The organism is Burkholderia sp. WSM2230, assembly GCF_000472445.1.
GTDB lineage: Bacteria > Pseudomonadota > Gammaproteobacteria > Burkholderiales > Burkholderiaceae > Paraburkholderia.
The window spans coordinates 129,600-142,101 of sequence record NZ_AXAJ01000009.1 but is presented as its reverse complement, the minus strand read 5'-3'; the positions used below and the strand labels follow the sequence as shown (position 1 = coordinate 142,101).

Annotated in this window: 10 protein-coding genes; 4 read left to right on the top strand and 6 right to left on the bottom strand. The window is 62.0% G+C overall.

Annotated elements, in window-relative coordinates:
* Positions 1-58: 58 nt before the first annotated feature.
* Complete coding sequence (locus A3AC_RS0118735; protein WP_025600766.1) at positions 59-1,111, bottom strand: NAD(P)-dependent alcohol dehydrogenase; 1,053 nt, start codon at positions 1,109-1,111, stop codon at positions 59-61.
* Positions 1,112-1,466: 355 nt separating this feature from the next.
* On the opposite strand from A3AC_RS0118735, the gene A3AC_RS0118725 reads away from it, so the two are divergent.
* Positions 1,467-2,456 carry an AraC family transcriptional regulator gene (locus A3AC_RS0118725; protein ID WP_025600764.1) on the top strand — a complete coding sequence of 330 codons (990 nt, stop codon included), beginning with the start codon at positions 1,467-1,469 and terminating at the stop codon, positions 2,454-2,456.
* 101 nt (positions 2,457-2,557) lie between these two features.
* Here A3AC_RS0118725 and A3AC_RS0118720 read toward each other — a convergent pair whose 3' ends face one another.
* Both A3AC_RS0118720 and A3AC_RS0118715 read right to left on the bottom strand, forming a co-directional pair.
* Positions 2,558-5,137, bottom strand: coding sequence for an adenosylcobalamin-dependent ribonucleoside-diphosphate reductase (locus A3AC_RS0118720; protein ID WP_025600762.1), 2,580 nt, complete (start codon positions 5,135-5,137; stop codon positions 2,558-2,560).
* A 215-nt stretch (positions 5,138-5,352) separates the two neighbouring features.
* On the bottom strand, positions 5,353-5,640 hold the full coding sequence (locus A3AC_RS0118715) for a DUF3331 domain-containing protein (RefSeq protein ID WP_025600761.1): 288 nt from the start codon (positions 5,638-5,640) through the stop codon (positions 5,353-5,355).
* A 348-nt stretch (positions 5,641-5,988) separates the two neighbouring features.
* Here A3AC_RS0118715 and A3AC_RS0118710 point away from each other — a divergent pair, with 348 nt between their 5' ends.
* The gene (locus A3AC_RS0118710; protein ID WP_025600760.1) at positions 5,989-7,089 is read left to right on the top strand and encodes an AI-2E family transporter; all 1,101 of its coding nucleotides are present in this window, start codon (positions 5,989-5,991) and stop codon (positions 7,087-7,089) included.
* A gap of 34 nt (positions 7,090-7,123) precedes the next feature.
* On the opposite strand, the gene A3AC_RS0118705 is transcribed toward A3AC_RS0118710, so the two are convergent.
* Positions 7,124-7,996 carry an alpha/beta hydrolase gene (locus A3AC_RS0118705; protein WP_025600759.1) on the bottom strand — a complete coding sequence of 291 codons (873 nt, stop codon included), beginning with the start codon at positions 7,994-7,996 and terminating at the stop codon, positions 7,124-7,126.
* 109 nt (positions 7,997-8,105) lie between these two features.
* Positions 8,106-9,215, bottom strand: a complete 1,110-nt coding sequence (locus A3AC_RS0118700) for an OpgC domain-containing protein (RefSeq protein WP_025600758.1) — start codon at positions 9,213-9,215, stop codon at positions 8,106-8,108.
* A 475-nt stretch (positions 9,216-9,690) separates the two neighbouring features.
* On the opposite strand from A3AC_RS0118700, the gene A3AC_RS0118695 reads away from it, so the two are divergent.
* On the top strand, positions 9,691-10,851 hold the full coding sequence (locus A3AC_RS0118695; protein WP_025600756.1) for a porin: 1,161 nt from the start codon (positions 9,691-9,693) through the stop codon (positions 10,849-10,851).
* 30 nt (positions 10,852-10,881) lie between these two features.
* Here the strand turns inward: A3AC_RS0118695 and A3AC_RS0118690 are convergent, their stop codons facing one another.
* The gene (locus tag A3AC_RS0118690) at positions 10,882-11,139 is read right to left on the bottom strand and encodes a hypothetical protein (protein WP_232231964.1); all 258 of its coding nucleotides are present in this window, start codon (positions 11,137-11,139) and stop codon (positions 10,882-10,884) included.
* 487 nt (positions 11,140-11,626) lie between these two features.
* On the opposite strand from A3AC_RS0118690, the gene A3AC_RS0118685 reads away from it, so the two are divergent.
* Positions 11,627-12,043, top strand: coding sequence for a hypothetical protein (locus A3AC_RS0118685; protein ID WP_025600754.1), 417 nt, complete (start codon positions 11,627-11,629; stop codon positions 12,041-12,043).
* The last annotated feature ends 459 nt before the right edge of the window (positions 12,044-12,502 follow it).

Sequence of the window (12,502 nt, the reverse complement as noted above, 5' to 3'; positions counted from 1 at the left end):
AATTCAAGGAAAGGCCAAGGGGCTTAAACAAAACCCGCCGCAGGCCCAAACCCCAAAATCACTTCCGCAAAGAGTCCAGATCAATCACAAACCGATACTTCACATCGCTCTTCAACATCCGCTCATAAGCCTCATTGATCTTCTGCATCGGAATCACTTCGATATCCGAAGTAATTCCATGCTCGCCGCAGAAGTCCAGCATCTCCTGCGTCTCGGCAATGCCGCCAATCAGCGAACCAGCCAGCCGGCGACGCTTGAAAATCAGGTTGAAGACTTGCGGCGACGGATGATCGTGCTCGGGCGCGCCCACCAGCGTCATCGTTCCATCGCGCTTCAGCAGGTTCAGGAACGGATTCAGGTCGTGTGGCGCAGCCACCGTATTCACGATCAGATCGAAACTGTTCGCATGCGCTTCCATCTCTTCCGGGTTCTTCGAAATCACCACCTCGTGCGCGCCGAGCCGTTTCGCGTCCTCGATCTTCGAGGGTGACGTGGTAAACAACACCACATGCGCGCCCATTGCGCGCGCCAGCTTCACACCCATATGGCCGAGTCCGCCGAGACCCACAATGCCGACCTTCTTGCCAGGACCGGCGCCCCACGTGCGCAGCGGCGAATACGTTGTGATGCCCGCGCACAGCAACGGTGCGACGCCAGCCGGATCGAGATTTTGCGGCACACGCAGCGTGAATTCCTCGTCGACGACGAGCTGCGTCGAATAACCGCCGTAGGTGATCTGTCCGTCGACGCGGTCAACGCCGTTGTACGTGCCGACAAAACCGTTCTCGCAATACTGCTCCAGGCCTTCCGCGCAGCTCGCGCAAGTACGGCATGAATCGACGAGGCAGCCCACGCCGACCAGGTCGCCTACCTTGTACTTCGTCACATCCGGGCCCACGGCAGTCACGCGGCCGACGATTTCATGGCCCGGCACCACGGGATACATCGTGTTCTTCCATTCGTTGCGGGCCTGATGCAGGTCGGAGTGACACACACCGCAAAACAACACTTCCATCTGCACATCGTGCGCGCGCAATGCGCGGCGCTGGATTTCGAACGGGGCGAGCGGCGCGCTGGCGTCGGTCGCAGCATAGGCATACGTCGTGCTCATGGATAGCTCCAGCAAAGAGGGTGATGTCGCAAGGCGCCGACGATGGGCGACGCGTGTCGCCGGTGCGGCCAACCTTGCCGTTGTTTGCGATTCGACGCCTGGATCGCAGCGCCGGACGCACGCGCAAATCGCGACGCCGGCCGCGAGGGCGAACTCATCGAACATGAACTGCCGACCACACGCCGCGCACGCGCGGAAGAGGTCATGCAGGCAGGGTTCCCATGGTAGAAGCCCGCAGCGGGCCAGTGAATACCTGAATATCTTGAAGGTTTGCCTAAAACTCCTGGAGCGCAGCGCAGAAGCGAGTTTGATGCTAAATTTCAGGCATTATTCTCTTGCACGTCACTATATCGTCATGTCGCCGCGCTTGTCCGGATCCTCATTGTCGTCTACCGAAGTTCCTGCTGCCGACGCCGCACAGCAGCGCCTGATAGAAGTGTTCGACATGCTCGCGCCCAAGCCGGGCATGACGCGTTCGAGCCTCGAAGGCGTCAACCTGATGCGTGCGAACAGTCCGTTGCCGCGCATGCCGGTCATGTACGAGCCGAGCATTGTGATCGTGTGTCAGGGCCGCAAGCGGGGTTATCTCGGCGACCAGGTGTTCGAGTACGACGCGCAGCAATACCTGGTACTGTCCGTGCCGCTGCCGTTCGAATGCGAGACCGAGGCGAGCACGGAAGAGCCGTTCCTTGGCATCTCCATTCGGGTCGATCTGGCGATGGTCGCGGAACTGCTGATGGCGCTCAACGAAACGCAGGGCGCTGCACGCAACGAACCACTCGGCATTTACTCCACGCCGCTCGATTCCGCGTTGAGCAGCGCGGTGCAGCGCTTGCTCGATGCGCTGGTGTCGCCGCTCGACGCGCGCATTCTCGCGCCCGGCATCGTGCGCGAAATCTGTTATCGCGTGCTGACCGGCGAGCAGGGCGACGCGATTCGCGCGGCGCTCTCGCATCAGAATCATTTTGGACGCGTTGCCAAAGCACTGCGCCGCATTCATGCGGACTATCACGGCCAGCTCGATGTCGACACGCTCGCCTCCGAAGCCGGCATGAGCCTCGCCGTTTTTCACGCGCAATTCAAGGCGGTGACCGCAACCTCGCCGATGCAGTATGTGAAGACCACGCGTTTGCATCACGCGCGCTTGCTGATGGTGCAGGACGGTTTGAACGCCGGCGCGGCCGCGGCGCGAGTGGGTTACGAAAGCGCGTCGCAATTCAGCCGCGAATTCAAGCGTCTTTTCGGTCTGAGTCCCGTGGATGAAGTCAAGCGGATGCGCGCAATCTACGACTCGCCGCCGCCGCGTATCGTGAAGCCGGTCGCGCGCTACGTGACGGCGGTGTAGCAGAGGGCCGAAGCGCGCGCGGCCCGGTTCAACGTGCGCTCATTGAGTATGTAGTGATGGCGTGCCGCAGCCGCCCGCTGTCCAAGCCTCAGTTGGCTAACTCAGCCGCAAGCACCCACCTCGCCGCAGGCCGTGCAGAAGTCGCAGCCGTCCTTGCGGATCACGGCGTTGGCGCCGCACGATCCGCATTTGCGTCCGAGCATCGTATGCAGTCCCGGCACCATGCCAGGCTGTGTCAGTTCAGGCGTCTGCGCGTCGGCTTGATGCGGACGAATGCCGAAGTCCGCGGGCAATGCCGTTTCCACTTTCATCTGTCCGCGCGGCAAGCGGGCGAGCAGGCGCGACGGAACCTGATTGCCCTCGGCGTCGAGAAAGCCGCGGCGGTGCAGGATTTGCTGGATTGCAAAGGCGAGCGCGGCCACTTCCGAATCGTGCCAGCGCGGCGTGCGGTGACCATCCAGACGCTGCACCTCGCCGAGCCGCACCTGTCCTCGGTCCCACGACACTTTGCGCATGTCCTGCAGATTGCGCGCGACGAAACCGCCGCGCGCGGCGAGCGACAGAGAACGCATGGTCGCCGTGATCCATTGCTGCGATTCGTCGCGCTGACCGGTCGGAATGAAGAACTCGATAGGCCGCTCGATGGTCACATCTTCACCGCCCAGGCGCCCCGTCACTTCGATGAACGACACCGCCACGTACAGCGATTTCTTGCCGGCTTGCGTCAGATACTCGACCTTCTCGATGATCGCCGGCAACTCGCCCCTGGGACGATGATCGATCGCGATACGCAGTGGATCCAGGTCGCTTTCGGCCAGCGTGTCGTCGCTCTGCGCCGCGCTCACGCTCAGCACTGCGCCGAGCGTTTCGTTCGGGCGATAGGTGGCGAGTCCCTTGAGGCCGCTTTTCCACGCATCGAAATAGAGGCTTTCGAAGGCTTCGAACGGGTAGTCGGCGGGCACGTTCACCGTCTTCGAGATCGACGTGTCCACGTAAGGCTGAACCGCCGCCATCATGTCCAGATGATCGCGCGCGGACATTTCGAGCGCACTGACGAAATAGTCCGGCAGCCGGCTCACGTCGCCGCCCAGTTCGCGATAGAGCCGGTACGCGTAGTCTTCGACATCGAACGATTCGCGGCTGCCATCGGCCATGACCTTCATGCGCTTGTAGGTCCAGGAGAAGGCCGGCTCGATGCCGTTCGAAGCGTTGTCCGCGAACGCGAGACTCACTGTGCCCGTCGGCGCGATAGACAGAAGGTGGCTGTTGCGAATGCCGTCGCGGCGAATGGCTTCCTTCAGATCCTCGGGCAGGCGCGACGCGAAGGTGCCGGCTTCGAGGTAGCGTGCGGCATCGAAAAGAGGAAACGCGCCGCGCTCCTTCGCGAGCTCCACCGACGCGCGATACGCCTCGTCGCGCATCAGCCGCGCAATACGCACGGCAAAGTCGCGGCCTTCCTGCGAGTTGTAGCGCAGGCCGAGCATCACGAGCGTATCGCCGAGCCCCGTAAAGCCCACGCCGATGCGGCGCTTCGCGCGCGATTCCTCGTATTGCTGCGGCAGCGGCCACAGCGTGACGTCGAGCACGTTGTCGAGAAAACGCACTTGTGTGCGCGTGCGTTGGGCGAGGCCGTCCCAATCGAATGAGGGCTTGCGGCCTTTCAGTTGCGCGAACGGATCGAGCACGAAACGCGTGAGATTGAGTGGCCCGAGGTTGCAGCAGCCGTAGGCGGGCAACGGCTGTTCGCCGCATGGATTGGTCGCGCGAATGGTTTCGACGGCGCGCAGGTTGTTGTCCTCGTTCATCCGCGAAATGAAGACGATGCCCGGCTCGGCGACGTCGTAAGTGGAGCGCATGATGCGGTCCCAGATCTCGCGCGCCGGCCGCTCGCTGTAGACCCACATGCCGTCGTCGCGCTGTCTGACGTCGCCGGCCGCGCGCAGCGCCGGCGATGGTTCCGCGCGATGCACGAGTTGCCACGGCTGGTCTTCCTCGACCGCGCGCATGAATTCGTCGGTTACGCCGACGGACACGTTGAAGTTGTTCCAGCGTCCCTTCGAATGCTTGGCTTCGATGAATTCGAGCAGGTCCGGATGATCGCAGTCGAGCACGGCCATCTGCGCGCCGCGCCGCGACCCGGCGCTTTCCACGGTGCGGCACGACGCGTCGAACACGTCCATATAGCTGCACGGTCCGGACGCCGACGAACTCGTGGTATGAACGCGCGCGCCCTTGGGCCGGATCGCGGAGAAGTTGTAGCCGACACCGCCGCCGCGCCGCATCGTTTCCGCCGCCTGCAGCAGCGCGACGTAGATGCCGGGCAGCCCCTGTTCGTCCACGCCCTGGATCGCGTCGCCGACCGGCTGCACGAAACAGTTGATCAGCGTGGCGGCGATTCCGCTGCCCGCGGCGCTCATGATGCGGCCCGCGCCGAGCGCGCCGTGCCGCAGATTGTCGACGAAAAGCGCTTGAACCGATTCGCGCAGCGCCGCCGGTTCCGCCTCGGCGACGCCGTGCGCGACGCGCTTGAAGACGTCGTCGGCGGATTGTTCGTCGCCTTTCGCGTACTTTTCGAGCAGAACGTCGGTGGAAAACTGCTGGGGAGCGACTAGCGGAGCGGGGGGCGCGCTTGCCGCGCGAGTGTCCGGCCGGGCCGACGTGTGCGGCGTGTCTTCTGCCATGGTGTGCCCTCAAACGGCGCCGTGCCGCGCACGGCGCGATGGGTGGAGATGCGCGTCACTTTACCGCCGGGCGTCGAGCCGGCAGGATGATGTGACGCAAGCAGGTCCACCTTAACGCACGTGACGAAGGGCCGCAATCGGGTGGGTCTTGTGCGCCAGGCGGTGTCACGAACCTGGTCGCAAAGCACATAAGAGTGGGCAGAACGACGGCGAATTCAGGCTTCGGCAGGCAGCGCGCCGAGAATTTCTGCGCAGATCATCGCCGAGGCGTTGGACGGCGCCGGGCGCTCAGCCGGTTTGAACACCGCGTCGCCACGCCGGATCTTGCGACGCGACACCGCGCATGTTCCGGATGTATGCGCCGATCTGCGCCGCCAGCGCTGCTCGCCGTAATGACATCGTCCTGGCTCGACCCAGCGGATCACCAGCGTCGTGTCGGAGCGCTCGAGAATCTCGATGCGTACGCCGTTGGTACCGTCAAGGGGGATGGACTCCAGGGTCATCATCGTCGGCTCCGTATTTGTGGTGTGCCGAATTTAGTCCCGCGCGGGCTTCAGAGCCATTGTGTCGCCGTTGAAACACTGTTCCCCGATTAGCAACAATTAAACTTGACTTTTACGAACCTTGAATCGGCGGGCCTCGCGGGAGCGCGCCTTTCATGAAAATGGGATAAGAGCGCTTTTTGCAACGCAGTGTTGTAACTGGTGAGACAGCGGAATCGAGCCGCAGAGGTTCCGCGCGCGCTTCCTTTAAGATGTAGTGATCGTTGTATGAGCGCGTCCCGCCAGTCTAACGGGTTTGCTGTTTTCGGGTCGGCTCGCGCACATACCGGCATTTTCACTCGAGTCCACATGAATTCACGTCCACCCGTTGCTGAGCCAGAATCGACACATCCCACGCAGTCGCTCCTCACGCCCGAGCGTGCCAGGAAGCAGAAGGCCGCTTCGCTCGTGCTTTATATTGGACTCGTGCTGCTGGCGTTGTGGGTGGTGCGCGATTTCCTTCCCGTCGTCGGATGGGCGGCCGTGCTGGCGATCGCGCTATGGCCGTTGCTGCGCAAGGTCGAAGGCAGCCGCTGGCTGACCGGGCGCACCACGTTGATCGCTGCCTTGCTGACGCTGGCGATTGCGTTGCTGGTTGTGCTGCCGGTGGGCATCGGCATCGCGCAGGCGTTGCGCGAAGCACATGATCTCACCGAGTGGTTCAAGGCCGCGCAGGAGAACGGCATTGCGATGCCGGACTTCATCCACCGTTTGCCGTTCGGCGTGCAGCAGGCCGAGGCGTGGTGGCAAGCCTATCTCGCGCCGCCCTTGCGCGATTCGGCTGCGATGAAGGGCTTGCACAGCACCGCGGTCGTCACGCTAGGGCGGCACTTCGGCGCGCGCGCCGTGCATGCGGTGACCGTGTTCGCGTTCATGCTGGTGACCCTGTTCGTGATCTTCCAGGCGGGGCCGCGTCTGTCGGGCGCCCTCGCGAGAGGTTTGCAGCGCGGTTTCGGAGAAGACGGCGCGCAGCTCGTGCAACGGATGGCCACAGCCGTGCGCGGCACGGTATCGGGCCTGGTGGTGGTTGGACTCGGCGAGGGCGCGTTGCTCGGCGTCGCCTATTTCGTAACGGGCTTGCCGCACGTCGCGCTGCTTGCGTTCATCACCGCGATTGCCGCGATGCTGCCGTTCTGCGCGCCAATTACTTTCAGTCTGGCAGCGTTGTGGTTGTTCTCGCAGGGATCCGTGGCGGGCGCAATCGGTCTTCTTGTGTTCGGTTCGATCGTCGTATTCGTTGCCGAGCATTTCGTGCGGCCGGTGCTGATCGGCAATTCCACGCGCCTGCCTTTCCTGCTCGTGCTGTTCGGCATTCTCGGCGGCGCGGAGACCTTCGGGCTGCTCGGCCTCTTTATCGGCCCCGCGCTGATGACGGTGCTGATGGTGCTGTGGACCGACCTCGTGCAATAGTTGCACGCGCGTGGTTGCGGTGCGCGGCGCTCGCTCAGGGCTGCTGGTTCGACGGATGTTCCTGTGCCGGCAGCCTGGTGCAGCCGAGCGTGTATTTGAGCGCGCCCGGCAGCAGCGCGCTCCACACCTCCCAAGTATGACCGCCGTCGATAATGCGCAGCGCCGCCGGATTGCCCGCCAGGCGAAGCTGCGTGTAAAGCAGGGACGCGTCGGCCTGGATGGCGAGGTCGTCGTCCCCGGCGGCGATGAACATCGGCACGCGATACGGCCGGCTCATATACCGCTCCCACTGCGCCGGGTAGTTCAGCTCATGCCAGATGCGCGGGTCGAACTGACGTTCGCCGAACACACCCACGCGGCGCGCCGCCGAACCGCGCGGCGGCTCATTCGCGTAAATGGCGGGACTGAGCAGCAGGGCGCCGCAAAAGCGCTCGGGCTGGGTCATTGCATAGCGCAAGGCGCCGAAGCCGCCCATCGACACGCCGCCGATCATGCGCCCTGCGCGCTGCGTCGACACCGCGTAGTGCGTTTCGATCTCAGGCAGCAGATCTTCGAAAAACGCCGTCTCCATCTTTTCCTTGCGGTCGACGTACCAGTCGGTGCCGCCTTGCGGCATCACGACCGCAAGCGGTGGAATATCGCGATGCTCGATGAGCGCGTCGAGGGTGCTCTGCAGATGGCCGCGGCTGATCCAGTCGTTTGCATCGCCATTGTTGCCGTGCAGGAGATAGATGACCGGAATGCGCGCGGCGTCGGGACGATAGCCGGTCGGCAGATAAAGCGTGTAGGACCAGTCCCGTCCGAGGGCGGGCGAATGGAAGCTTCGACTCGTTATCGTGCTGGCGTACGACGATGCACCGCAGACGGCGCACAGAAGTGCCAGCGTGCAATGTAGGAATAGACGCATGTCATGGTAGGGAGCAGCCACGCCGGATGAGGCGCGGCCGTCATGCTATCAGCATCCAAAGAGTGTTTGGCCAAGGTGGGGCGGGAAGACCCGGTCTACCAGGAGAAACTCAAGGCCATGTCCGAAGCCGCGTGCCGACCATGCGCAACACGACGCGCTTGAGCGGCTCGATTCCGCACGCGACGGCGACAAGCGCGCTGACGGCGCATGCGTCGGCCAGCAAACCGAGCGGATAGTTCAGGTAGCCGTCGGTGGCGTGATACAGCATAGAGTCCACCACGAGCGAGATCACCGCGCCGGCGATAAAGCACAGCAAGCCCTTGCGCCCGATCAGACCGACGAACGGCAGCGACTGCGCGAGCTTTCGCGCCCAGCCAAGCTCGATCAGCTTGGCCGCGAGCCAGGCGATGGCCAGGAAATTAACCGCTCGCAAGTAGGAGAGATTCTGCTTGAAGGTCGGATCGAGCGCCTCGCGTTCGATAAAGAGCTTGTAGTAAGCCGCGACCGCCGCGACCGAGCATGCGGCGAGCGTCACGAGCCAGCCGAGGCGGTGTTGACTGACCCGCTGATAGACCGGCTGGCAACGCGCGAGCACGCCAAGCACAAACAGCAACTGCCACGCGAACGGGTTGAAGTCCCAGTGCATATCCGGCGAGGCAGGGAGATACGCGGCGATGGCCGGCGCGCCCGCCCACAGCGCGACGCTGCCCGCGAGCAGCAGCCAGGGTTTGCTGCGCGCGAGCGGCAGGATCATTGGCACTAGCAGCGCGAAGAACGCATACATGGGAAGCACCGAGGCGAGATAGGGCTGACGACGGAACAGCATGATGTCGCGCAAGGCGGCAACGGGCGTGTCCATCAGATCGTCGAGGTCGGTGATGGCAAGATTCGGCGCCTCGATGCTGAATGCGTTCAGAACCGCGCTCACGAGCAGCATCAGGCCGGCGGTCACGAGAAATGCACGGTAGATCTCCAGCGAGCGCCGCAGGAAGCGGTTGCGCGCGATGCTTTCGCTACGCCGCTCGGCGAGCGCCGCGTAGGCCGTGGCGGTCGCGAAGCCGCCGAGAAACACGAACACCTCGGCCGCGTCGCACAGCGCGTACGCGTGCAGCGTGACGCGCGACAGGATACTGCCGCCGATGTGATCCACCACGATGATCAGCAGAACGAGTCCACGAAAAAAGTCGAGCTCGATTAAACGGGATTGCGACGGTTGCATTGTTTTTATGCCAAAAGCAAGCCCCGTGCGACGGCGCGCTCTTTTAGCGCGTCGGGCGTCTCACAAGGCTTTGGAATAGTGGAGTGATGCTGCGCGGCGGCTGCGACTCGCGTTGCCGCTCTGGCCGGCCTCAAGCAGAGGCATGCGTCAGGCAGTAAAAATGACTCCGGCAGCATGGCGGAGTTCCGCTTCGGTGCCGCGAAAGTGGGCGATTATATTTCTTTCTGTGACAAGTCTGTTTTGAACCGCACACTGGCAGTGCCCGCCACGTCGGACCGCAAGCGGAATGGGCGTTTAAAGACAGTGGAGATTTCGCAACGTTTTGACATATCCACGCGACACCCAATGGACGGACGCGTTCCGGCGTGTGAGGATTTCCCGTAAGCGCGTCAGGCTTCCAGAAGCGCGTTGTCATAGAGTCAAGAAGAAGGCGTCCGATCGAGTTAGGCCCTTACTCGAGTGCAGGGGGATCGTCATGAACAGGCAAGTGTTGGCGCTGGCTGTTTCAACCGCTGTGTCCGCCGCTTTCAGCGCGCCGGCGTCCGCGCAGACGAGCGTTACGCTGTACGGCGTACTCGACGAGGGCATCAACTACACGAACAACGCCGGCCGCGGAAACGCCTACGAGCTGGCAAGCGGTTACGCGCAAGGCAGCCGCTGGGGCCTCAAGGGCGCCGAGGAACTGGGCGGCGGACTCAAGGCGATTTTCCAGCTCGAGGATGGTTTCGACGTGAGTTCAGGGCGACTGAATCAGGGCGGCCGCCTGTTCGGACGGCAGGCTTTTGTCGGCCTGAGCGCGGAGCCCTATGGCGTATTGACGTTCGGGCGGCAATACGATTCAGTGGTCGATTATCTCGCTCAAACCACGGCGAATGGCAACTGGGCCGGTTCGCTTTTCTCTCATCCCTACGATAACGACAACACCGACAATTCGTTTCGCCTCGACAACAGCGTTAAATACACAAGCCCGTCGATTAGCGGCTTTAGATTCGGCGGTACTTACAGCTTCAGCAACGACACGAATTTCGGCAATAACCGCGCGTACAGCGTGGGCGGGCAATACGCGTATGGCGGCTTGCTCGTGAGTGCGGCCTATTTGCAAGCCAATAATCCCGGTAATGGCGCGAATGGTGCGATTACGGCCAACGACGCCAGTTTTGTCGCGGCCCGCATGCGCGTGTTCGGCGGCGGCATTACTTATAGCTTTGGACCGGCTACTGCGGGCTTCGTTTACAGCAATTCCAACTATCTGAATCCGACTGGCAACGGCTATCTCGGTACGGCGCCGCTCGTGCCGCCTGGCGTGTTGCTGAACTCGTTGAAATATCAGAACTTCGAACTGAACGGTAAATATCAGATTTCGCCGATGCTGTTCATCGGCGCGCAGTACGTATATACGATCGAAAATTACGATGCGTCGAGCGGCGGCGTCAAACCAAAAATCCACTCTTTTGGATTGATGGCGGATTACAACCTGTCCAGGCGAACCGACGTCTACATTCAGGGCGAATACCAGCAGGTCACCGGCGACTCGACATATTCGATACTCGATGAGGCGTTTATACCTGGCGCACAGGCGCCGTCATCGACATCGAAACAGGTGGTGGTGCGCGCCGCGATCCGTCATAAATTCTAGGCAGCGCGCGCCGGCTGCCTGAGCTGATGCTCAAGCAGTCAGGAGGTTTTGAACAAGAATGCCGACCATCACGCCGGCGGGAATGCCGAAGGTTCTGCCGCGCAGCGTTGCCGTGAGGTCTTCGTCGAGAATGAAGCTGCTGCGGCGCTCGCGCCAGATGGTTTTGTAGAGAAGCGGCTTCGTATCGGAGATAAGCAGTGAAATAACGGCCGTTGCGATGACCTGCTCAAGCGCATGCAGTCTCGCCATGAAGGGTGAAAATTCGCCGCTGACGCAAAGCAGCACCATGATCACGGTAGCGACTATCGCGCCAAAGAAAAAACCGCCCATGAAGCGGTTGGCTGACGTAAGAGAATCCACTTGAGCCTCGACTTCTTCATCGCCCGCATGCAGGCTGATGAAGCAAAAATATTCTGAAGGGAAGGTGTTCCGTTGAGGTGCTGGGCCCGGCGTTGCGTCGCCGGTCCACCTCAGGGAGGCCTAAGAATATTTTTTTTGCGCTCTCCAACCTATCGTCCATTTCCTAATCAGGCTTCGGAGAAATCCTAAAGCGTGGAGGCAAGTGCCGCGATGGCACGCTTAAGTGTGCAACCGGTTCAATCGCGCGAATGGCAACAGCGTGCTCGTATTGCCGTCGAACACTCCGGGCATGCGCAACTGGAAAATGGCGCAAGCTGAACTCCCGCCAAAGAAGCCGTTCAAACCGATCGCGCAGCAGCCTCCATGCGCCTGTTCCTCTCGCTGTCTTTAGCCTCGCTTCTTTCTCGGAGATTTCATGAGCAATCGCGCGACGCAGATCCTGCCTCATCATCGCTATGTCCATTCGCTCGGTGCGCCGCTTGCCTGCGTGCAAGGCACGATCAGCAAGGTATTCGCCAGTCCGGGTAACCACCACGGTGCGAATCATCAGCATCTGATCGTCAGGATCGACAAGGTGTTGAAGTTCGAAGGCGGCACGCAAAATATCGCCGGCACAGACGTGTTCGTGGCGGTGCGATTCGGCGACAACGAAGGGCTCGCCGAGGAAATTCCCGGCCTGCAAGCCGGACAACCCATTGAGGTGCAAGGCGAATACATTCCCGAGGCGAGCGCCTATCCCACCGACGACAACTCCAACCCCGTGCTGCCGGTGCTGCACTTCACCCATCATCCGGTTGGTTACGTCAGATACGCGGGTCAGTACTACAGCTAGCCGCTAGCTGCCTATCGCATTCTTCGAACCGGCAATTCAAGTTCTCGCACCAGCGTGCCGTTAAGCAGATGGCGTCGATGCCGCGGGTCATGCGGCCGGCGCTTTCACGGATGGTTGTGCGCACAACGCTGCGGCCAAAGGCTCTGCGTAAAGTTTGTATCAGACTGTGTGACGCGCCGCGTTTTTGTTAAACCCACTTTACAATCCCGCTGGAAATAATCGCAATCTGGCCCCGTCCGCGGAAAAGTGGTTGCCTTGTGCGCCCGAGTGCGCCGCCGCGCGAGCGAGGCACCGACGGATCAAACCGGCAGGGCCGGTCGGCAAGGCAAGGCAAGGGTGATGGCCGTAAGACGCTCGCGATGCGAAGCTGCATGTCAGCGTTGGCGAATCGCGCATGGCAGGCGCGAGAACGCCGCAAAGGCAGCGGTCCGGCCCGCCTACAAAACAAGCAGGAGTCGA